The organism is Streptococcus oralis, from assembly GCF_004127215.1.
Taxonomy (GTDB): Bacteria; Bacillota; Bacilli; order Lactobacillales; family Streptococcaceae; genus Streptococcus; species Streptococcus oralis_BD.
On record NZ_QEWJ01000127.1, the window covers coordinates 1 to 404 of the forward strand.

The following is a 404-nucleotide window of genomic DNA, read 5'->3' on the forward strand; positions in this document are numbered from 1 at the left end:
GTCCTGTGGACCTACAAGTACGAGAAGGGCTGGCGGGTGGCCCGCGCCTACTCCGTCGACCCGCTGGTCGTCTACGCCACCAACGAGGACAAGAAGGTCTGGAACATCTCCACCTTCACCTCCGGCGGCAAGGTGCAGGAACAGGTCGGCGTCGACGAGGACTTCGCCCCCGAGTGCGGCTGGGCGATCCTCGAACGCGACCTCCAGGGCTGTGCGGGCGTCGCCGTCGGCGGCGGCGCGCTCTACCTGCCGACCGAGGCCACCACCGGCGCCAACGAGATCGTCGCGATCGATCTCGCCACGGGCAAGGAGAAGTGGCGGACCAAGTCCCCCGCGGACGAGTCGATGATGCCGATGAAGGTCGAGGGCGACCAGCTCATCGCGTACGTCCAGCCCTCGTACGA

General features: G+C 67.6%; 1 protein-coding gene. It reads left to right on the plus strand.

Annotated features, from left to right (window positions below; genetic code table 11):
• Window positions 1-404: PQQ-binding-like beta-propeller repeat protein (locus DF216_RS10655; RefSeq protein WP_164979061.1), on the plus strand; the 404-nt coding region annotated here is incomplete at both ends.